The 20388-nt window shown below is 32.6% G+C and carries 21 protein-coding genes; 16 read left to right on the top strand and 5 right to left on the bottom strand.

Features of this window, described 5'->3' with window-relative positions; all coding sequences use genetic code 11:
• Positions 1-94: 94 nt before the first annotated feature.
• Both AST99_RS13035 and AST99_RS13030 read left to right on the top strand, forming a co-directional pair.
• Entirely contained in the window at positions 95-2050 is a 1956-nt protein-coding gene (locus tag AST99_RS13035) for an ATP-binding protein (protein ID WP_057782318.1), read from the top strand.
• Positions 2051-2072: 22 nt separating this feature from the next.
• Positions 2073-2747, top strand: coding sequence for a response regulator (locus AST99_RS13030; RefSeq protein WP_057782316.1), 675 nt, complete (start codon positions 2073-2075; stop codon positions 2745-2747).
• Positions 2748-2955: 208 nt separating this feature from the next.
• Here the strand turns inward: AST99_RS13030 and AST99_RS13025 are convergent, their stop codons facing one another.
• Positions 2956-3465 carry a DUF456 domain-containing protein gene (locus tag AST99_RS13025; protein WP_057782313.1) on the bottom strand — a complete coding sequence of 170 codons (510 nt, stop codon included), beginning with the start codon at positions 3463-3465 and terminating at the stop codon, positions 2956-2958.
• 123 nt (positions 3466-3588) lie between these two features.
• Here AST99_RS13025 and AST99_RS13020 point away from each other — a divergent pair, with 123 nt between their 5' ends.
• From AST99_RS13020 to AST99_RS13010, 3 genes are all read left to right on the top strand, one after another.
• Entirely contained in the window at positions 3589-3948 is a 360-nt protein-coding gene (locus tag AST99_RS13020) for a BlaI/MecI/CopY family transcriptional regulator (RefSeq protein ID WP_057782310.1), read from the top strand.
• 2 nt (positions 3949-3950) lie between these two features.
• Entirely contained in the window at positions 3951-5378 is a 1428-nt protein-coding gene (locus AST99_RS13015) for a M56 family metallopeptidase (RefSeq protein ID WP_057782308.1), read from the top strand.
• A gap of 169 nt (positions 5379-5547) precedes the next feature.
• Positions 5548-6024 carry a hypothetical protein gene (locus tag AST99_RS13010; RefSeq protein WP_057782306.1) on the top strand — a complete coding sequence of 159 codons (477 nt, stop codon included), beginning with the start codon at positions 5548-5550 and terminating at the stop codon, positions 6022-6024.
• On the opposite strand, the gene AST99_RS13005 is transcribed toward AST99_RS13010, so the two are convergent.
• Both AST99_RS13005 and AST99_RS13000 read right to left on the bottom strand, forming a co-directional pair.
• On the bottom strand, positions 6021-7151 hold the full coding sequence (locus AST99_RS13005; RefSeq protein WP_057782304.1) for a glycosyltransferase family 2 protein: 1131 nt from the start codon (positions 7149-7151) through the stop codon (positions 6021-6023). The genes AST99_RS13010 and AST99_RS13005 overlap by 4 nt on opposite strands.
• 3 nt (positions 7152-7154) lie before the next feature.
• A complete protein-coding gene (locus tag AST99_RS13000; RefSeq protein WP_232301624.1) occupies positions 7155-7925 on the bottom strand; it encodes a hypothetical protein in 771 nt (256 codons plus the stop codon).
• A gap of 219 nt (positions 7926-8144) precedes the next feature.
• Between AST99_RS13000 and AST99_RS12995 the strand changes: the two genes are divergently transcribed.
• From AST99_RS12995 to AST99_RS12970, 6 genes are read left to right on the top strand one after another with little or no spacing between them, the layout of a single operon-like run.
• Positions 8145-8795 (top strand): outer membrane beta-barrel protein, encoded by a 651-nt coding sequence (locus tag AST99_RS12995; RefSeq protein WP_057782300.1) that lies wholly within the window; start codon positions 8145-8147, stop codon positions 8793-8795.
• Complete coding sequence (ruvC, locus tag AST99_RS12990) at positions 8795-9400, top strand: crossover junction endodeoxyribonuclease RuvC (protein WP_057782298.1); 606 nt, start codon at positions 8795-8797, stop codon at positions 9398-9400. The genes AST99_RS12995 and ruvC overlap by 1 nt, the downstream gene beginning before the upstream one ends.
• Complete coding sequence (gene hemW / locus AST99_RS18790) at positions 9397-10563, top strand: radical SAM family heme chaperone HemW (protein WP_057782296.1); 1167 nt, start codon at positions 9397-9399, stop codon at positions 10561-10563. Before ruvC ends, hemW begins: the two co-directional genes overlap by 4 nt.
• Positions 10564-10578: 15 nt before the next feature.
• A complete protein-coding gene (locus AST99_RS18785; protein ID WP_057782294.1) occupies positions 10579-11334 on the top strand; it encodes a cyclase family protein in 756 nt (251 codons plus the stop codon).
• 58 nt (positions 11335-11392) lie between these two features.
• The gene (locus AST99_RS12975; protein ID WP_057782292.1) at positions 11393-11755 is read left to right on the top strand and encodes a DUF4260 domain-containing protein; all 363 of its coding nucleotides are present in this window, start codon (positions 11393-11395) and stop codon (positions 11753-11755) included.
• The gene (locus AST99_RS12970) at positions 11755-12114 is read left to right on the top strand and encodes an MmcQ/YjbR family DNA-binding protein (protein WP_057782290.1); all 360 of its coding nucleotides are present in this window, start codon (positions 11755-11757) and stop codon (positions 12112-12114) included. Before AST99_RS12975 ends, AST99_RS12970 begins: the two co-directional genes overlap by 1 nt.
• A gap of 22 nt (positions 12115-12136) precedes the next feature.
• Here AST99_RS12970 and AST99_RS12965 read toward each other — a convergent pair whose 3' ends face one another.
• Positions 12137-12976 carry an AraC family transcriptional regulator gene (locus AST99_RS12965; protein WP_057782288.1) on the bottom strand — a complete coding sequence of 280 codons (840 nt, stop codon included), beginning with the start codon at positions 12974-12976 and terminating at the stop codon, positions 12137-12139.
• 380 nt (positions 12977-13356) lie between these two features.
• On the opposite strand from AST99_RS12965, the gene AST99_RS12960 reads away from it, so the two are divergent.
• From AST99_RS12960 to AST99_RS12945, 4 genes are all read left to right on the top strand, one after another.
• Positions 13357-14937 (top strand): aldehyde dehydrogenase (NADP(+)), encoded by a 1581-nt coding sequence (locus tag AST99_RS12960; protein WP_057782285.1) that lies wholly within the window; start codon positions 13357-13359, stop codon positions 14935-14937.
• Between the two features lie 128 nt (positions 14938-15065).
• Positions 15066-16364: an aminopeptidase P N-terminal domain-containing protein gene (locus AST99_RS12955; protein ID WP_057782284.1), complete on the top strand. Its 1299-nt coding sequence runs from the start codon at positions 15066-15068 to the stop codon at positions 16362-16364.
• A 3-nt stretch (positions 16365-16367) separates the two neighbouring features.
• Positions 16368-17588 carry a M24 family metallopeptidase gene (locus AST99_RS12950; protein WP_232301623.1) on the top strand — a complete coding sequence of 407 codons (1221 nt, stop codon included), beginning with the start codon at positions 16368-16370 and terminating at the stop codon, positions 17586-17588.
• A 149-nt stretch (positions 17589-17737) separates the two neighbouring features.
• Positions 17738-18316 (top strand): PhnA domain-containing protein, encoded by a 579-nt coding sequence (locus AST99_RS12945; RefSeq protein ID WP_057782280.1) that lies wholly within the window; start codon positions 17738-17740, stop codon positions 18314-18316.
• A 63-nt stretch (positions 18317-18379) separates the two neighbouring features.
• On the opposite strand, the gene AST99_RS12940 is transcribed toward AST99_RS12945, so the two are convergent.
• Positions 18380-19480 (bottom strand): DUF4407 domain-containing protein, encoded by a 1101-nt coding sequence (locus AST99_RS12940; protein ID WP_057782278.1) that lies wholly within the window; start codon positions 19478-19480, stop codon positions 18380-18382.
• Positions 19481-19678: 198 nt separating this feature from the next.
• On the opposite strand from AST99_RS12940, the gene AST99_RS12935 reads away from it, so the two are divergent.
• On the top strand, positions 19679-20388 hold a 710-nt coding region (locus tag AST99_RS12935), incomplete at its 3' end, for a M28 family metallopeptidase (RefSeq protein ID WP_157486388.1).

Below are 20388 nucleotides of genomic sequence, written 5' to 3'. Positions count from 1 at the left end.
AAAAATATAGATACATTTGAGATTATTAAGATAAATAATTTCAATCATTTTAAAGAACATTTTATTCTGCGTTAGTTTTGTTTACTGCTTGCAAATGGTTGCACAAGCAAAACAACTGGACTCTATAAATTTACTGTTAGAGAAAGCATCTAATAGCGAATTATACACCTATAATCAGCGTTTTACATTTACTATACAAAGTGAAAGATTAGCGTACGATCTTAAGATTGACTCCTTAATTTTGAAGAGTCAAATTTACTTAGCGGCGTTATATGAAGAAGAGCATATGTATGAATTGTTTTTAAAAACAAACAGTTTTAACATACGCCAAGCAAAACGTATGGACGATCTTAAATCTTTAGCAAATATATACGCCATTCGTGGTAATTATTTCTATAGCAGACAATCAGACAGCTCATATTACTACTACGATAAAGCAGAGAAAATTTATAACACCTTAAACGACGCTTTTAATAGATCTGTTATGCTATTAAGTATTGCTATTATACAAAAAAATGAAAAAGATTTTGTTGGTAGTGAAGTCTCTTCTTTTCAGGGTATACAACTTCTAGATTCGTTTCCGCCACAGGATAAAATTATTAGAAAGAAAGCTTATTTATATAATAATTTAGGTCTGGTTTACGATCAATTAGAACAGTATGATGATGCTATAGATTATCATAATAAAGCCTTAGAGTTAAAGCGAAATATCGAGGGAGACAATAAGAACACCATAGATAATTCTCTTAATAATTTGGCAATGGCCTATAAAAACTCAGGGAACTACAATATTGCCTTAAGTTATTACGAAGATGTGTTAAGTACACCAGAATTAAGGCAAAGACGTCCAGATTTTTACGCTTTAGTTTTAGATAATTATGCACATACTCGCTATTTAAGTAATAACGAGATAGACTTGCCAGATTTATTTTTAGAAGCTTTACATATCTGCGATTCTATTGGTGCTAGATATAATTCTATTATTATCAATCAGCATTTGGCACAGTTTTATAACGATAAAAATCAAAAAGATTCAGCTAAATATTATGCACATGTAGCAAAAGATATATCTAATGAATACCACAACGACGATTTATTAAAATCATTATTACTCTTATCAGAAATAGAAAGCGACAGTGAAGCTGTAAAATATTATAAAGAGTACATCCAATTAAACGATAGTCTACAGAAAGTAGAACGGTCTATACGAAATAAGTTTACACGAATTAGTTACGAAACTAAAGAGATAGAATTAAAAAATGCGAGAATAACGCGAGAGCGTCTTTTATTTATGTTACTATCTCTAGTGTTATTAGTAAGTTCGTTTTTAATATACATAATTGTAACCCAAAGGTCTAAAAACAAATCTTTAGAGTTTAAACAATTGCAACAACATGCCAATGAAGAGATTTATAATTTAATGTTATCCCAACAAGATAAAATAGATGAAGCACGAACCTTAGAAAAAAGACGCATCTCTGAAGAGTTACACGATGGTATTTTAGGACGCCTTTTTGGAACACGTTTAAGTTTGGATAGTTTAAATACAAGTAAAGATGATCAAGCCATAAAATCCAGAAGTAATTATATAGAAGAATTAAAAGCGATAGAATTAGAAATTAGAAAGGTGTCTCATGATTTAAATATTGACTTTGTCGCAAATTCTGGTTATATTGATATCATAAAAACATTATTAGAAAAACAGTCCTCTGCCTACAATTTAATGTGTCATTTAAAATATGAAGACAAAATAAATTGGGACAATATTTCTAATAAAACTAAAATTCATTTTTATAGAATTATACAAGAAGCCCTTCAAAACACTTATAAGCATGCAGAAGCAAATAATATCTATATCAATTTTTATACAAAAGAAACAGATATTTGTTTAGATATTGAAGATGATGGTATAGGTTTTGATTTTTCTAAATCGAAAAAAGGTATTGGATTAAAAAATATGACATCCAGAGTCCATGAAATAGAAGGTTTTCTATTAGTTAAATCAGAAAAAAACAAAGGGACAATATTATCTATAAGAACCCCAATTTAAAATAAAAAAAGCCCCAAAGAATATGCAAGAACTTATTAGAATATTGATGACAGACGATCACCCCATGATTATAGAAGGGTATCAAAACACATTATTATCTACTAAGAAACCCGATCAAGAATTACAAATAGATACTGCAAATAATTGCGATGAATCTATAGAAGCCATGTTATCTAGTATTAGACGGGAAGAACAATACGATGTGTTATTTATAGATATTAAAATGCCTCCGTCTGCAGATGGCCTGTTTACAAGTGGTGAAGATTTGGCAAGACATGCCAGAAAAATATTGCCAAATTCTAAGATTGTCATTCTAACTATGTTTAACGAAACCTACCGTATACATAATATAGTTGAAGACATTAATCCAGAAGGATTTTTAATAAAAAGCGATTTAACATCTAGCGAATTAGCAAGTGCTTTTCAAGCCATATTAAATCATCCGCCATTTTATAGCGGAACAGTTAGCAAGTATTTAAAACAAACACTAACGTCGGATATTTATTTAGACGATAAAAATAGACGTATTCTGTATTTATTATCTCAAGGTATTAAAACCAAAAATTTAGCCGAGCATATCGATTTGTCTTTAAGTGGAGTTGAAAAACGTAAAAAACAACTTAAAGTCATATTTAATATTGAAGACGGTCAAGACGAATCTTTAATTAAAGAAGCAAAAAAATTAGGCTTTATCTAACTTTGACTCTTTAAACGGGCAAAAAAAAGCATGAAAAACGCAAAAAAATGCAAAAAGTAAGGTTTTCCCGTAACAGATATCAAATAATAGTTCTTATCTTTGTTATAGTATCAAACAGATATATGATTAATTAATCCCTCATGCAATTAATTGTTGATAATAGCAAATCAATAAAAAAACCTTGGAACTCTCGTTTTAAGGTTTTTTTTTAGAACAAACTGAAACCGGCTTTATACTTCCAGAATTCATTTATAAATAGTCCAAAATACACTACAGAGACTATAAACTTTAAAAACGTCCCCGTTATAAAACCTAAGAAGGAACCAAATGCAGCTTTCATTGCTGTTTTATGGTTGGCTTTGTAAATCATTTCTCCAACAAAAGCGCCAATAAAAGGCCAGATAATAATTCCAAAAAAACCAAGTACAGGAAAAATCATTGAAACCACTAAACCTACTGTAGTCCCAATAACACCAAATTTGCTTCCACCAAATTTTTTTGTGCCCATGGCTGGTATGGCATAATCTAAAATGGCTATACCAATAGCAATAATTAAAGTTATGCCTAAAAAAGTCCAATCGTTAGGTATAGTTCTGGTTAAATACAAAAATAATAAACCAATCCAAGATATTGGTGGCCCAGGTAATACCGGTAAAAAGCTGCCTAGCAAACCTATAACCATACATATAAAACCAAGAATAATTAATAGTATGTCCATGTGTTATCAATTAAGTGTGCAGCGAAGTTACATATTTTATTAATTGTTTTTTTTAACTAAAAAATTAGTTCAAACTAAAATATTAGTTATATTTGTTTTATGTTAAACTAAAAAATTAGTTGAATGAAAGCGTTAACAAAAGCAGAAGAAGAAATTATGCAAGTGCTTTGGCAATTAGAACATGCCAATGTAAAAGCTTTAATAGAAGAATTACCAGAACCAAAACCAGCGTATAATACCGTATCTACCATAGTGCGTATTTTAGAAAGTAAAGGGTTTGTAGATTATGAAAAACAGGGGAAAGGACATATTTACTTTCCGTTGATATCTAAACAAGACTATAGCAACCAATCTTTAAATACATTGGTTGATAATTATTTTCAAGGGTCATTTAAAAGTCTAGTCTCATTTTTCGTGAAGAAGAATGATGTTAGTTTAAACGATTTAGAAGCTATGATGAAGGAAATCGAAAAAAATAAATAATTATGTTGCACTATATCTTACAAATTTTAGCGTTTCAATTATTCTTTTTAATGGTTTACGATTTGTTTTTAAAACGCGAAACCTTTTTTAACTGGAACCGGTTTTATTTGTTGTTTACACCAATAGCTGCATTTGTATTGCCTTTAATAAAGATTGAAGCCTTTAAGAACGTTTTGCCACAACAATATATTGTGCAACTTCCTGCTGTAATTTTAAATCCAGATAGTACAGAAATAGAAACTCAATTATTACCTACTGTATATCTTAAAAATAGCAGTTCGTTTTGGTCGTGGGAGTTTATTATATATGTGGGGATTTGTGTTGCAACATGTTTGTTTTTAGTAAAAATGTATAAACTTATCAGCACCATTTTTTCAAGTGAAAAGCAAACTTTAAACGGACTCACAATTGTGACTGTTAAAAATAGTTCGGCAGCTTTTTCATTTTTTAATTATGTGTTTTTAGGAGATGCTATTACTCCAGAAAGTTATAAAACCATTTTAACTCACGAAAGTATACATACGCGACAGAGACACAGTGCAGATTTATTGTTTTTTGAAGTACTTCGTATCCTATTTTGGTTTAATCCATTAGTGTATATGTATCAGAACAGAATGGTTACACTTCACGAATATATCGCAGATGCTTTGGTTGTAAAGCAACAAGATAAAGCGACCTATTATCAAAACTTACTTAGTCAAGTTTTCGATGTCAATCATATTTCATTCATCAATCCATTTTTTAAACAATCATTAATCAAAAAACGAATCATTATGTTAACAAAAACAAAATCAAAACAAATCCATTTACTAAAGTATGCTTTGCTTATTCCTATGGTGTGTAGTATGTTATTGTATACGTCTTGCGATAAAGATAGCAATACGTCTGGAACGCCATTAGAAGGTAGTGTAGACCGGAGCGATATTTTACAGAATATCGAAATCTTAAAAGAATCTATTGCTGCAAAAGGCAATATTTCAGATGAAGAAGATGCGGCATTAAAATCGTTACTAGTGTTAACCACACCAAACGGATTTACAAATCCAGATTTAGCCGATGCAGTACAAGATGTAGAGGTTCCTTTTGGTGTTGTAGAGCAAGTTCCTATATATCCAGGTTGTGAAGGTTTATCTTTAGAAGAACAAAAGAAATGTATGTCAAACAAAATTTCTCAATTTGTAGGAGAGAATTTTAATACAGATTTAGGGAAAGAGCAAGATATTAAAGGGTTTCAGCGTATAAATACTATGTTTAAAATAGATAAAAAAGGTAATGTGTTGGACGTGAAAGCAAGAGCAGATCATGAAATATTCCAAGAAGAAGCTATTCGCGTGCTTAGTCAGTTGCCACAAATGCAAGCAGGTAAACAAAAAGGAATGGCCGTTACCGTGCAGTATTCATTACCTATAGTATTCCAAGTGCAAGAATAAAAAATAGAATTTAAACAAAAAAACCAAAGCTAATCACTTCGGTTTTTTTGTTTTATAAAACGAATAAATTTTCAGAAGGCTTTCATTATTAATCATTTTGGTTTAAGAATTGTACTGTAAAAAGGATTAAATACTAAAAATATTGTATTTTCGATTTTCATCTTGTACTATGAAGCATTTTGTATTTATTCTTGCATTACTATTACTTTGCGCTTGCGACGATTTAAAGGTGAAAAAAACATCTACAGAGGCCATCTTAAATGAAGAATTAAAATCGTTTAAATGGAATGAAGTCGATGAATATCCAACCTTTTCTTCCTGCGAATTTTCAAGTACGCAACAGGATAATAAACTATGTTTTGAGCAAACCTTATCTGCTGTAATTCTAGAACGTTTACAAGCTGAGCGCATCATTGTAAATCATGATGTTTTAGATACTATACTTATAAAATTTAAGATTTCAGATCTTGGCGATCTAAGCTTGTTGCACTTTGAGGTCGATTCGCTTACTCAAGCTGAAATTCCGAATATTAAATTTTTAATTACATCTAGTTTAGATAGTTTGCCTGTTATTGAGCCAGCTATAAAACGCGGACAAAAAGTGAATTCGGAATTTACGCTTCCTATTATTATTAAAGTAAATTAACTTTTAAATACTCTGTCTTTCCAAGTGTACGATGTGAAAAATGATGCTACGGCGACATACGTGCAAAATATTGGGTATACTATGGCCACTAGACCATACCATTTTAATTCTTTTTTCTGATTAAAGAATGTGGCACTTTGGTAGATAAGCACATAGTCAATACTCCATTTTATAAATAATATACAGCAATAATGACCGAGAGACATAGAGCCAAAATACATAAAAATAAATAAGCAAACCAAGAGTGCATTCATACTTAAAACCAATAGTCCCGTAATTTTACTAAAGTTGTTTTTATACGCTTTTGTTTTCGATGCCCACCGTATACGCTGACTTATTAAATCTGAAATTGTGGGTTGTGCATGTGTGTAAATTACCGCCTCTTTAGATTTTAAATAGCGTACGCTTTCAGGGAATTGATGACTTATTTTTTCAAGTAAAAAAATGTCATCGCCACTAGCAATGGTATCATTTTCGGCAAAACCATTTACATTATAAAAAGCCTCTTTTGTGTAGGCTAAATTGGCTCCATTACATAAAAATGGGATGTTAATTCCAAACCCACCTAAGGTAGCGCCTTGTAAACTCATCACATCAAACCACTGAAAAATATTTAAAAATTTTGGAGTCGTCAGGTAAGTTATTGGTGCTACAATAAACAGACAGGACTTATACTGCTGTATAAAACTATTATAAGTGTTTAGCCAAGTTTTTGGTAATACGCAATCGGCATCTGTAGTTATCATCCAATCGTATTTAGATTTAGAGATAGCAAGACTAATGGCATCTTTTTTGGGTGATTGAGATACGCGTTTATTTTGAAGTAATGAGACATGTAGCTCTGGTTGAGTATTAATAAACTCAGTAACGATGGTTTCAGAAACGTCTTCAGAACCATCATTTATTAATAAAATTTCAAACCGATTTTTAGGATAATTTAATTTAGAAATAGAGTGCAATAATTCTGGTAAATGTTCAGCTTCATTTCTAAACGGAATTATAATAGTAAAGCCTGTAAAACTAGAAGTGACTTCAGCTTTAAAAGGCTTCACTCTAGTAAAACCATAACATAAGCTTCCGATTAATCCTGTATAAAGTATAAGAATAATAATACTAAAAATAATCATGAATTAAGATTTTAGGAGTTTAAAATTCCATACAAAATAACTGCCTATAAGGCTTGGTAACACAACGTTAAAAAGCCACATAATGGTAATACAACTTAAGGTAATGGATTCTGGAATATTAAAAAACGAAAATAAATATACCGCAATACTGCCTTTTACTACAACATCAAAAATAAACACACTAGGTAAAATAGAAGCTAAAAGGTACATGCTAGATATTAACATCATAGCATTTAAGTAGCTAATATCGGTATGAAACCATTGTAATAATACATAAAACTGAAATGAAAATATAAAATAGCGTATTCCCGAAATGAGTAATGTTTTTAAAAATAAAGACAAGGATATGGAGCGTAAAAAAGCAATTGTTTTTGAAACCCAAACATTAGGCGTTTCAAACTGTTTTAATACCATAAAAAGTATAATGCCAATACACCCAAATATGGCATAGTGGGACCAACTGAAAGCGTTTATATTAAAATGTAAAGGAAATTCTAAAGAGAAAAAAAATAAACCAATACTTCCTGATATAGTGGTAATTAGCATCTGTGCCAAATTACCAATACCGTTTAATCCTACAATTTTTGGTCTTAATTCCGATGCGAAATACAAGGCTTTTGCACCATAATCTCCAATGCGATTTGGAGTAAATAAAGAGGCAGTATGTGCACCTAAAGTTTGCTCTATAGCCGTTTTAAAAGGTATAGATTTAACAGATTGTACTAAATGTTTCCATTTTAAAATCTCAAAAAACCAATTTAACAGGGATAACATTGTGATAATCAAAATGAATTGAAAAGAAAATAAATTATTCGTTAATATATTTGTTTTAAATTCGGAATTCGATAAATCGTTGTTGTTAAATAGTTTATGGTATATCGCATAAAAACTAAAAGCAATTATGCTTATCTTAACAAGATAAATTAAGAATTGATAAGATTTAAAAGTATGTGCTTTGGTGTGCATATTGCAAATTAAACCTTTTATTATAAGATGTCTTCTATTTTAAAACAACAAAAATATTTAACGGTACTCGTTATTTTTCTATTTCTATGTTCTACTCACGGATCTGCTCAAATTGAAGAAGATGTATTGCGTTTTGAGTTGGGTATTGGTCTCAATCAAGCTTCCGAAAGCGGATTTGCAGAGTCCTTCACGAGTAAAGGTCTGAATTTACCAACCATAAATGTGGGAGCACAATATATGTTTACAGAAGAACTTGGTGCTAAATTCGATCTTGGGTTTAATCGTCTAAAAGGAGAAAGCAGTTCGTCTGATTTTAAAATTAACTACACACGTCTTAATCTTCAAGGGGTTTACGATTATACAGATATTGTAGGTTTAGTCGATGTTAAAAAATTAAAATTCCAAGTTCATGCCGGTCCAGGATTTTCTTTTGTAAGACCTTTAAACACTCCGTATGATACGGATCAGAATTATTTTAATGTGATAATTGGCACAGAAATCTTGTATAGACTTAACGGAAACTCGTCTGTATTTTTTGATGTGTCTTATATTCATGGGTTTACAGATGTAGAGACTTATTCGCCAACTTCAGCCGGATTTGGTGCTTTTAATGGCAGTATACTTACCTTTACAGTTGGCATTTCCTTATCTTTGAGCGGATGTTATTATTGTAATTAATGAGTAAAGAACGTATTATTTTAGGGATTGATCCCGGAACCACAATTATGGGGTTCGGACTAATAAAAGTTGTGGGGAAAACTATGACTTTTCTGCAATTGAATGAATTAGATTTAAAAAAATACGACGATCATTACCTGAAATTAAAGCTTATTTTTGAACGGACTATAGAGCTTATTGAAACCCATCATCCCGACGAAATCGCAATTGAAGCGCCTTTTTTCGGTAAAAACGTACAGAGTATGCTTAAGCTTGGTCGTGCACAAGGTGTGGCCATGGCGGCAGGTTTATCTCGAGAAGTTCCAATTACAGAGTATTCCCCCAAAAAAATAAAAATGGCCATTACCGGAAATGGAAATGCCAGTAAAGAACAAGTAGCTAAAATGCTTCAGAGTGTTTTAGGATTAAAAACACTTCCAAAAAATTTAGACTCTACCGACGGACTTGCAGCAGCTGTGTGTCATTTTTATAATGAAGGTCGCGTAAAAGTCGGTAAAAACTATACCGGTTGGGCTAGTTTTGTTAAGCAAAATGAATCGCGGGTTAAATCGCCTACAGCCAAAAAAACCACCATTAAATCCGGAGTAAAACAGATTAAGAAATGAGTTTAAATCTAGAGCCCCATTCTACTACAACTATAGATGGTGTTGGCATTTACATTCATATTCCGTTTTGCAAACAAGCTTGTTTTTATTGCGATTTTCACTTTTCTACATCCTTGAAAAAGAAAGATGAATTAATAGATGCATTAATTCTAGAATTAGAATTACGAAAAACAGAATTTGAAACCAACACAGTGGCTACTATTTATTTTGGAGGCGGTACGCCAAGTGTCTTATCTCTAGATGAAATTAATCGTATTCTAAATGCTGTATTTACAAATTATGCGGTTACTGAAAATCCGGAAATTACACTCGAAGCCAATCCAGACGATTTATCGGAATCTAAAATAATAGAGCTTTCTAAAAGTAAAATTAACCGGTTAAGTATAGGTGTACAATCTTTTTTTGAAGCCGATTTAAAACTTATGAATCGAGCACATAACGCAGATGAAGCAAAAAGATGTTTAACTTTGGCTACCCAATATTTCGATAATATTTCGGTCGATTTAATTTATGGTATTCCTGGAGCATCTCATAAGCAATGGCAAGACAACATACAGACAGTATTAGATTTTAATATTCCGCATATTTCAAGTTATGCCTTAACAGTAGAACCTAAAACGGCATTAGATGCATTAATTAAAAAAGGAAAAATTGAAAATGTAAATGAAGCACAAGCAGAAGTGCAATTTCATATGTTAATCGAGCAATTAACAGCTCATGGGTTTCAGCATTACGAATTGTCTAATTTTGGAAAGTCTGGATATTTTAGTGTTAATAATTCAGCCTATTGGCAAGGTAAAAAGTATATAGGTATTGGCCCTTCTGCACATTCGTTTACAGGCGAATCTAGAAGTTGGAATATCGCTAATAATTCAAAATATATAAAGGCAATTCAATCTAAAACATTGCCAAGTGAAATTGAAAATTTATCTGATAACGATAAATATAACGAATATATTATGACCGGATTACGTACCATTTGGGGCGTGTCTTTACAGACTATAGAAACCCAATTTGGTTCAGATTTTAAAGCTTATCTGTTAGCACAATCAGATAAATATTTAAAAGAAGAATTATTGTACCTTGACGGTGATACTCTTAAAATAAGTAATAAAGGAAAATTTTTAAGTGATGGCATTGCGTCTCATTTATTTAAGATTTAAAAAATAGTATTTAACATGATTGCAAGTATTCAAACCAATTCTAAAAAGTATAAAATAGACCTCACAAAACCTATAGATATTTCTATTCCATTACGCGGATCGCATACAAATGTGTCTGCTTGGTATGTAGAGCCACCAAAAATGGAACCTGTAAAAGACGAAGACGGGTTTTCTGCTCGTGTATCTGAAGGTGCTGCATTCAACTTTAATAATATTTCCTTTAACCCGCATGCTCATGGTACACATACAGAATGCGTTGGGTATTTAACACGTGATTTTAATTCGGTAAACGACAGTTTAAAACAATTTTTCTTTTTAGCGGAAGTGATTACCGTTGCTGTTGAAAAATGCGAAGACGATTTTGTGATTTCTAAAAAACAAATTCAGTTTGCCCTAGGAAACAAAAAACGTAAAGCGGTTATTATAAGAACTATTCCGAATACTTTAGAGAAATTAAATAAAGATTATGCGCACAGTAATCCACCTTATCTTATGGAAGATGCTGCCATATATTTACGCGAAAAAGGAGTAGAGCATTTATTGGTAGACTTACCCAGTTTAGATAAAGAAAAAGATGGTGGCGAGTTGCTAGCTCATCATGCATTTTGGAATACCAAAGGAAGCGTTAGAAAACAAGCTACCATTACAGAATTAATTTATGTTCAGAATTTTATTCAGGACGGCACTTACTTTTTAAATTTGCAAATAGCCCCTTTTGAAAATGATGCTACACCAAGTAAACCCATGTTGTACGAAGTTATAACATCGTAAATTTTATCGTTTTGTTTTAATATACATATCTTTAAATTCAACAGAATATTAAAACGACATGAAAACCGTATTAAAACTTGAAGACATAGCATTATTCGGAATATCTATTTGGCTATTCAGTCTATTATCCTTTAGTTGGTGGTGGTACTTGGTCTTGTTTTTTTTACCAGATTTAGGTTGTATAGGTTATATTTTTAATACAAAAATAGGCGCCCTGTTTTATAATGTTTTACATCATAAAGGAGTCGCCATTTTGTTGTTTTCGGCTGGTAGCTATTTTACTATAGAGAGTTTGCAGTTAGCCGGTGTGGTTATGTTTGGTCATGCTGCGTTCGATCGCGTATGTGGTTACGGTTTAAAATATAACGATAGTTTTAAGCATACACATTTAGGATATATTGGTAAATCTTCAACATTATGATGAATATAGAACAGCTTTATGCGTATTGCTTGAAAAAGAAAGGCGTTACCGAAACGTTTCCGTTTGATGATAATGCCTTAGTTTTAAAAGTGCAAGGGAAGATGTTTTTGTTAACCTCATTAAAAAGTTGGGAAGAGGGACAGCCCACCATGAATTTAAAATGCGATCCTACAGAAGCAGAATATTTAAGAGCCCATTACGAAAATATACTTCCGGGGTATCACATGAATAAAAAACATTGGAATACATTACAATTAAATAAAGGCGATTTAGATACACCTTTAGTATTAAAATTGATTGATCATTCTTACGATTTAGTCGTTAAAGGATTACCTAAAAAGCTAAGAGAAACGTTGTAATGTATTCAATTTCATAGATGCATTATCGGCGCTTATAAGCAGAAGGTATACCGCCTTTTACGCTTTTAAATTGTCTATTAAAATTAGAAATATTTTTAAATCCAGAACGATATGCAATTTCAGAAATAGACAAATCGTTGTCTTTTACAATCAATTTACATGCATGTTCAATCCGTAATTCATTTAAAAACTGAAAATACGTTTTATTGGTTCGTTTTTTAAAATATTTACAAAATGCATTTTTAGTCATTACAGCCACTTCAGAAATCGTTTCTAAAGTAATATCCTGATTAAAATGTGTCATGGTATATTCAAACACATCTCGCATGCGTTTTCCCTCATTATCCGTATACCGTTTATCGTAACTGTAAGACGATAAACTTTCAAATGCCGTTGTAGCCGTGGTTTGTAAAAGCCGAATTAGAATAATAAAACACTCTAATTTAGAACTTGTTTTAAGCGCATAAAATAAATCTGTAACCTGTTTTTTTTTAGAGGTTACTTTAAATCCTTGTTCGGCACGTTTAAAAAAAGGTTCTAAAGCTTCAAGTTCAACCAAATCAAAGAAATGTGGACCAAATGCATGTTTTGTAAAAAACAATGTCATCATATGCGACGGTTTCGTAGTGTGTTCATCACTTATAAATACATGTGGTAAATTGCTTCCAATAATTAAAATATCGCCAGTTTCGTAATGGTTTATTGTGTCGCCAACAATTAAAGAACCTTCTCCCGAAACAATCAAACTAAGCTGTATTTCTTCATGTTGGTGTAGTTTATCATAAAATATAACATCCAAATCGTCCTGAAAAACAAGTGCGTTTTGTTGTGGTTTAGGGATTTTAAACGGTAAAACTTTCATGTTTAACTTTCTTTTTCGCGTTTAAAATTACGCAAATAATATTCTAAAATATTCTAAAAACTCAATAAATGGATACTTTTATATTAACTGTGGATAATAAAAATTACCATAAAATCTAATTTCCTAAGTAGCTTTGTTTATTAAACAAGGATTTGGGTGTTACCCTAGCGGGTCAGGCTTTCGGCACTCGCTTTTTTTAAGGTTTTAATGCCTTAAAAAAGAGCTCAAACAAAGCCTCAATCCTTAACACATATAAAACCGAATTATAAAACACAACAATTTTCCTTATTACTCTATAATCAGGTGTTTAAACTTAGTATTACTTAAATAAAAGGTAAGGCGTTGCTAAATGTGTGTTTATAATTCAAAAAATAAAAATAATGATTACAGGAAAAAATTATATTGGTTTTACAGCATCTGCAATAGGAACAAAAACATACAAAACCTTTAATCCGCAAACCAATACAGATAACGATGCCGTTTTTACAGAGGCAACTTCAGAAGAAATAAACCAAGCAGTAGCTTTAGCGACAGAGGCTTTTAAGCATTTTTCTAAAATATCAGGAAAAGCAAAAGCAGAATTTCTAAATACTATTGCAGATGAAATTTTAGCTTTAGACACTCTAATAGAAACCTATTGTAAAGAGTCCGGTTTGCCAGAAGGTCGTGCCATGGGAGAGCGTTCAAGAACTATTGGACAATTACGAGCTTTTGCAAATTTAGTAGAAGAAGGCGCTTGGGTAGAAGCCGCAATAGATACCGCACAGCCCGAACGTTCACCAATGCCAAAACCCGATTTACGTAAAATGTATAGGGGATTAGGTCCTGTTGTGGTATTTGGTGCGAGTAACTTTCCTTTAGCATACTCTACAGCTGGCGGAGATACAGCAGCAGCTCTTGCAGCAGGTTGCCCAGTAATCGTTAAATCTCACCCTATGCATGCCGGAACAGGAGAGCTTGTGGCTTCAGCAATCATTAAAGCGGCTAAGAAAACCAATATGCCAGATGGTGTGTTTTCTAATATTAATAGTAGTGGTATAGAAGTGGGGCAGCAATTGGTAAAACATGCAGGAGTTAAAGCTGTTGGGTTTACAGGAAGTATTAAAGGTGGTCGTGCGTTATACGATTTGGCTGCAGAACGTGAAGAACCTATTCCTGTGTTTGCAGAAATGGGCAGTATCAACCCAGTGGTTTTATTACCAAAAGCGTTGTCTGAGCAAGGAACAGAATGGGCGAAAACATATGCCGGATCAATAACACTAGGTACGGGACAGTTTTGTACAAACCCAGGATTAATCTTAGGGATAGCAGGTGAAGATTTAGATACATTTATTGATGTACTCTCTCAAGAAATTGTAAAAGTTGAACCAACTTGTATGTTACATCCTAACATAAAAGGAGCTTATTTAAAGAATAAAGAAAAAGCTTTAGAGCAAGATGGTATTACTGTTGCGGCAGTATATAAATCTGAAGTACAACCTAATTATGCGCAACAAACAGTTGTAAGTGTAGCTGGTTCTACATTTTTAGAAAATATAAACTTACACCAAGAGGTGTTCGGTCCATTTTCTATGGTAGTTGCTTGTAGTAGTTTGGAGGAATTAGAGCTTGTGATATCTAAATTAGAAGGGCAGTTAACAGGAACATTAATTGCAGCAGACCAAGAAGCAGATGCGCATCCAGGTATTATAAGTGCATTACAAAATCGTGTTGGACGCATTATTTTTAATGGTGTACCTACAGGAGTCGAAGTTTGTCCGTCTATGGTTCATGGTGGGCCATATCCATCCTCTACAGATAGTCGTTTTACAGCCGTTGGTACACAATCTATAAAACGATGGGTTAGACCTTTTAGTTTTCAAGATTGGCCAGATCATTTATTGCCTTTAGAATTGCAAAATGCTAATCCACTTGGGATTTTAAGATTAGTAAATAACACACAAACTACAGATGCTCTTTAGTATTTTAGGCCTATATAATTAGTGCTGCACAATCTAAAAGTGAATACTGTAAACTATATTAAAATACACTTTAGCTATTAAAATAACATTAAATTTGGATGATTTTTATCCGGATAGAACACTTAAATATGAGATATAAACAAATTTCAAATTCCCTTTTTATAAATAACAGAATACGTTTTACTGCTAAAATGGAACCCAATACTATTGCCATTTTAACGTCTAACGATATAAAACATAATAATGCAGACGATATGATGGGGTTTACCCAAAATAACGATCTGTTTTATCTTTCAGGAATAGATCAGGCCGAGACTGTATTAGTCCTATATCCAGATGCGGTAAAGTCCGAAAATAGAGCAATTCTTTTTGTGACAGAAACATCTGAACAAATTAAAATTTGGGATGGAGAAAAGTTAACCAAAGCACAGGCTACTGAAATTTCAGGAATAGATCGTGTAGAGTGGAATCAGGATTTCGAGAAATTACTTCAGCTTATGGCATTCGAGGCTGATGGTATTTACTTAGGACATAATGAACATGTTAAACGTGTAACACTTAATCAACAAACGCAACAAGACCGTATGATTTTATGGATTAAAGAAAAATATCCATTACATACCTTACACCGTGTAGCACAATTAACTCGTGATTTACGACCAATAAAATCTGAAGCAGAAATTGCTTTAATGCAACACGCTGCAGATATTAGTGTAGAAAGTTTTAAACGTGCACTAAAAGTAACTAAGCCAGGGATAATGGAATATGAAATTGAAGCAGAACATATTTATCATTTAACAAAATCTGGAGGGTTGCGTCATGCCTTTAAGCCCATTATTGCATCAGGTAAAAATGCCTGTGCCTTACATTATAATACTAATGATGATGTTTGTAAAGATGGAGACCTGATCCTTATGGATTTTGGAGTATGTTATGCCAATTACAATAGTGATACAACAAGATGTTTTCCTGTAAATGGCGTCTTTTCAGCACGTCAGAAGGACGTGTATTCTGCTGTTTTACATTGTTTAAAAGAAGGTGCTAAATTATTAAAACCAGGTACAATTTCTGCCGATTACGAAAAGCAAATGGGGAAATTGGTCGAAGGACAATTAATTAAAATAGGATTGTTAAATGCTGATGAAGTTGCAAATCAAGACCCAGAACAGCCATTATATAAAAAGTATTATATGCATAATTCTGCACATCACATAGGTTTAGATGTGCATGATGTAGGTTTGTATTCACGACCGTTTGAAGTAGGAATGGTACTTACTTGCGAGCCTGGAATTTATATTCCAGAAGAGGGTATTGGATGTCGTTTAGAAAATGATTATCTAATTACCGAAGAGGGTAATCGCAATTTAACAGAAGCAATGCCTATAGAAATAGAAGACATTGAATTAATAATGAAAAATAACAAATAAAGGATGATGACATTAGGAGTTGGGGGTTCGACCATTGAAGCAGAATTAGCTGCCATAGAATCTAAAGCACATTTGGCTAAGCCTATTGGAAAAGAAGCTTATCCAAAACGTATTAAACGCGCTTTAGAAATCATGGCTACAGAAAATGTGTCGGCAGTATATTTACATGCAGGTACTAATTTATACTATTTTACAGGCACAAAATGGAGTGCTAGCGAACGTATGGTTGGAGCGTTATTATTAGCAGATGGTACAATTCATTATATCGCACCATATTTTGAAGAAGGTACAATTTTAGACTTTATGGAGTTTGAAGGACCTGTTCATGGTTGGGAAGAGCATGAAAGTCCGTTTGAATTACTCGTAACGGTTTTAAAAGAGAATGGCATTACAGAAGGTAATATTGCCATGGATGAAGTGACGCCGTTTTTTATTATTGATGGTGTTTTAAATTGTCAGTCAGAATTTAAATTAGTCAATGCAAAAGCTATTACTGCAGGATGCCGCATGATTAAATCTGATGAAGAAATAGCCATCATGCAAACCGCTATGGATATTACCATGGAAATACATAAGGCTGTAGCACGAATTTTAAAACCAGGAATAGCAGCTCAAACGGTAGTCGATTTTATTCATGAAGCACATAAACGTTACGGTGCTCCTAACGGTTCGTATTTTTGTATTGTTTTGTTTGGTGTAGATACTTCGTTTCCTCATGGTGTAAAAACACCAAAAGATTTAGAAGAAAACGATGTGGTTTTAATAGATACAGGCTGTATGCTTCATGATTATATCTCAGACATAACAAGAACTTATGTGTATGGAGATATTACAGATGAGCAACGTCGTATCTGGAATTTAGAACGTGAAGCTCAGTTTTCTGCCTTTAATGCAGCACAATTAGGACAAACCTGTGGTTCTATAGATGTAGCTGTAAGAGAAACATTAGAAGCAAACGGATTAGGGCCAGATTATAAATTACCAGGATTACCACATAGAACAGGGCATGGTATTGGTTTAGATATTCATGAATGGCCATTTTTAGTAAAAACAGATCAGACTATTTTAGAACCAGGTATTTGTGTGAGTAACGAGCCCATGCTTGTGGTTCCAGAAAAATTTGGTATTCGTTTAGAAGATCATATTTATATGACCGAATCTGGACCAAAATGGTTTACAGAACCTGCATATAAAATAGAAGATCCTTTTGGACTTTCAAAATAAACAGTTGTGTAGACTATAATTAAAGCGGTATTTAGAGAGATCTAAATACCGCTTTTTTGTTTAAAGTACTTCTAGTCTGTAAAACAGTTTAAATTCACTTGTTGTAATTCGTTTTTAACCGTATTTTTGCGAAGCTAAAAATTAAAATCATGAGTGTACTCCAAACGTTAGAAGAACGCAGTAATACTAGTTGCGAATTATGTGGATCAAAAGATCAATTAAAACAATATGTAATACCGCCTTCATTAAACGAAAATGTAGATAATAGTGTTTTGGTGTGTAACACCTGTTTGCAACAAATAGAAGGAAATGAAGATATGGACGTGAACCACTGGCGTTGTTTAAACGATAGTATGTGGAACGAGCATGTTGCTGTACAAATTATGTCTTGGAGAATGTTACAACGTCTGCGTGGAGAGGGTTGGCCAAAAGATTTAATAGATATGATGTATTTAGATGATGAGGCTATGGCTTTGGCTCGTGCAACTGGAGAACATGAAGATGAAAGTGCTAAAATTATTCATCGCGATGTTAATGGTGTGGTTTTAGAAGTAGGAGATTCTGTAGTTTTAGTTAAAGATTTAAAAGTAAAAGGATCTAGTATGGTTGCTAAACAAGGAACTGCGGTTAGAAACATTCGTTTAGATCATGAGAATGCTGAATACATTGAAGGTAAAGTTGGAAGTCAGCAAATTGTGATTATCACTAAATATGTGAAGAAGCTGTAATTAAAGCGTTTTAATAGTATATATAAAACGGGCTGTAATATGATGTTACAGCCCGTTTGTTTATTATAAAAATGTTTTCTGTTTCTTGTAAAATGCATCAGCTTGAAACTGCATAAGTTCTCTAGTTTTTTGCTTTTTAAATTTATAAAATTCATCTTCATTAGCCATATCAGTATACACTTTATCGTTTACTGTAGCATTTGTACTTACTATACGCTCACGCTCGTAAATTTGCTGATCGACCCAACTCTTTATAGCAGATTCTTCATTTTCCAACTTATAATCGTATGCTCCTTTTGGAGATAATAATTTAGAAAATATTGGAGCTGTTTCTATAGCTAAAAACAATAGAAATATAAAAAAGGAAGGCAACCACGGTAATGTGCCTAATGCTGTAATTCGAGCCATAATTCCGTCAAAATTATCAATTATAGGCTGTGTTTTGGCAACCTGAGTATTATAAGTGCTTTTAAGTGTTTCAATTTTAGTTTCAAGAGTCGTTATTTTATCTGAATTCTTTATTTTTAAATCTTGTAATGCCGCTAATGCCGCATCATGTTTGTCTCGTTTTTCTTTGTAAACAGGGCCTTTGCCTAACTTATTGGTTCCGCTGGTGCCTTCTGCTTCTGTGATATAGGTGTTATACAAAGTGTTTACTTCTGCCGATTTTGTGTCTACTTCAGACTTTAGTATACCAATTTCAGAATTTAACGCTTCAATTTCTGGATTGAATTGATTTGCAATCTGATCTTGATTCGCTAGAGTTAATGCGTTTTTTTGCGTTAGTAAGACTTGATTAATTTCTTTTTCAAAGATCTTTAATTCTAAAGGTTTTGAAATAACAATCGCTATAATTAAAGCGAGAAGTAGCCTAGGAATAACCTGTAAGAATTCATTTAAAAAGGACTGTCTTTTTTTTAATGTAGACACTATAAAACGATCTAGATTAAAAATAAGTAGCCCCCAAATAATACCGAAAAATATAGCAGAAACAAGATTATTAAATACCATTTGTAAAGCGAAACCTGCTGCGATGCTTGCCATTAGTGCCGTAAAAAATACAGTAGCACCAATACCAGCATATTTGTTTTGTTCGCCGTTGGAGCAAGATTTTAAAATACTTTGATCTGCTCCAGAGCAAAGTATGAAGAATTGTTTTAACATGATGATTGATTTGATTGATGAATGCTATTAGAACGTCGTTTTATGTTAATTGTTACACTCTAAAGTCTGAAAGTTTAAAATTTGTTGTGAAAATCACATTTTTAATGTCGTGTTTTTCAGAACTTCCAAATCTTGAATAGACTTTTGAAAAGTTTTATTATTCTATCTTTAAAACTTTATTCATCTTTTGTGTCTCTTATGAAAAAATTACATTTAAGTCTACTTTTTGCTATGTTTAGCATGGCATGGTCTTATGGCCAATCGGTTACCGATATTATTAATGCGGTAAATTTAGATTCGCTCTCACTTACGGTTAGAGAGTTTTCGGGAGAAGTTTCTACAGTGGTTGGAGGTAATACAGTAACGCTTTTAAACCGAAAGCAAGACAATAACAATTTGGCAGCAGAATATATTTATGAGCGATTTGAAGCTTTAGAAAACACGACTGTGACCTATCAACTTATGAATGATAATGAGGGGAGGCGAAACGTTATAGCAACACAATTAGGAACAACCAACCCAGAACAGATTTATATGATTTGTGCACATTATGATGCTGTAGCCGACTATTGTGCAGATGATAATGCTAGTGGTGTAGCCACAATTTTAGAAATAGCAAGATTATTATCTGAACAATGTACAGAGAATACTATTATTTATGCGTTGTGGGATGAAGAGGAAATAGGATTAATTGGGTCTAAATATTATGCTGAACTAGCAGAAACAAATGGAGATGCTATTCTAGGAGTTTATAATATAGATATGATAGGTTACGATGGAGACGACGATGAAAGTTTTGATATAGATATAAAGCAAGATGATTCCGGTTCGCAAGCCATGAGCGATGATATTGTGGCGGTATTAAATTCGTATCCGTTTAAATTGAATGCAAATATTATAACACCGGG

Source organism: Formosa algae, from assembly GCF_001439665.1.
Classification (GTDB): domain Bacteria; phylum Bacteroidota; class Bacteroidia; order Flavobacteriales; family Flavobacteriaceae; genus Formosa; species Formosa algae.
Note: the sequence above shows the minus strand (reverse complement) of the source record. Positions and strands in the feature narration are given on the sequence as shown.

Bases quoted from the DNA above. Each gene is read 5' to 3' on its own strand.
- AST99_RS13010 (WP_057782306.1), top strand. From the start codon at position 5,548: ATGAAGCATTTTGTATTTATTCTTGCATTACTATTACTTTGCGCTTGC.
- AST99_RS13000 (WP_232301624.1), bottom strand. From the start codon at position 7,925: ATGTTATCCCTGTTAAATTGGTTTTTTGAGATTTTAAAATGGAAACAT.
- AST99_RS12955 (WP_057782284.1), top strand. From the start codon at position 15,066: ATGAGATATAAACAAATTTCAAATTCCCTTTTTATAAATAACAGAATA.
- AST99_RS13005 (WP_057782304.1), bottom strand. From the start codon at position 7,151: ATGATTATTTTTAGTATTATTATTCTTATACTTTATACAGGATTAATC.
- AST99_RS12960 (WP_057782285.1), top strand. From the start codon at position 13,357: ATGATTACAGGAAAAAATTATATTGGTTTTACAGCATCTGCAATAGGA.
- hemW (WP_057782296.1), top strand. From the start codon at position 9,397: ATGAGTTTAAATCTAGAGCCCCATTCTACTACAACTATAGATGGTGTT.
- AST99_RS13025 (WP_057782313.1), bottom strand. From the start codon at position 3,465: ATGGACATACTATTAATTATTCTTGGTTTTATATGTATGGTTATAGGT.
- AST99_RS12945 (WP_057782280.1), top strand. From the start codon at position 17,738: ATGAGTGTACTCCAAACGTTAGAAGAACGCAGTAATACTAGTTGCGAA.
- AST99_RS13015 (WP_057782308.1), top strand. From the start codon at position 3,951: ATGTTGCACTATATCTTACAAATTTTAGCGTTTCAATTATTCTTTTTA.
- AST99_RS12940 (WP_057782278.1), bottom strand. From the start codon at position 19,480: ATGTTAAAACAATTCTTCATACTTTGCTCTGGAGCAGATCAAAGTATT.
- AST99_RS13035 (WP_057782318.1), top strand. From the start codon at position 95: ATGGTTGCACAAGCAAAACAACTGGACTCTATAAATTTACTGTTAGAG.
- AST99_RS13020 (WP_057782310.1), top strand. From the start codon at position 3,589: ATGAAAGCGTTAACAAAAGCAGAAGAAGAAATTATGCAAGTGCTTTGG.
- AST99_RS13030 (WP_057782316.1), top strand. From the start codon at position 2,073: ATGCAAGAACTTATTAGAATATTGATGACAGACGATCACCCCATGATT.
- AST99_RS12950 (WP_232301623.1), top strand. From the start codon at position 16,368: ATGATGACATTAGGAGTTGGGGGTTCGACCATTGAAGCAGAATTAGCT.
- AST99_RS18785 (WP_057782294.1), top strand. From the start codon at position 10,579: ATGATTGCAAGTATTCAAACCAATTCTAAAAAGTATAAAATAGACCTC.
- AST99_RS12970 (WP_057782290.1), top strand. From the start codon at position 11,755: ATGAATATAGAACAGCTTTATGCGTATTGCTTGAAAAAGAAAGGCGTT.
- AST99_RS12995 (WP_057782300.1), top strand. From the start codon at position 8,145: ATGTCTTCTATTTTAAAACAACAAAAATATTTAACGGTACTCGTTATT.
- AST99_RS12975 (WP_057782292.1), top strand. From the start codon at position 11,393: ATGAAAACCGTATTAAAACTTGAAGACATAGCATTATTCGGAATATCT.
- AST99_RS12965 (WP_057782288.1), bottom strand. From the start codon at position 12,976: ATGAAAGTTTTACCGTTTAAAATCCCTAAACCACAACAAAACGCACTT.
- ruvC (WP_057782298.1), top strand. From the start codon at position 8,795: ATGAGTAAAGAACGTATTATTTTAGGGATTGATCCCGGAACCACAATT.